The sequence below is a fragment of the Acinetobacter johnsonii genome, from assembly GCF_048551975.1.
GTDB lineage: Bacteria > Pseudomonadota > Gammaproteobacteria > Pseudomonadales > Moraxellaceae > Acinetobacter > Acinetobacter johnsonii_A.
Window position 1 is genome coordinate 1 of sequence record NZ_JBIMCF010000313.1, and the last position, 253, is coordinate 253.

Annotated in this window: 1 pseudogene; it reads left to right on the top strand. The window is 39.9% G+C overall.

Annotation, left to right across the window (positions count from 1 at the left end):
* Window positions 1-253: pseudogene (locus ACG9ZB_RS17620) on the top strand (type IV pili twitching motility protein PilT); the annotation flags it as partial.

Genomic DNA, 253 nt, shown 5'->3' on the forward strand with positions numbered 1-253 from the left:
GAGCAGCACTAGAAAACATGCACAATACACCGTTTATCTCACACTTGATACTTAAAGGGAATTTCCACGAACATAAAGAAGTGATGTCGAAGTCACGAGAGTTAGGCATGCAGACTTTTGATCAGGCTTTGTTTGATTTATAAAATCAAGGTGCAATCGCTTACGAAGAGGCGCTACGAAATGCAGACTCGGTCAATGAATTAAGTCTACAGATTAAATTAAAGTGTAGTCGTGCCAACCCACAGTTAAACTC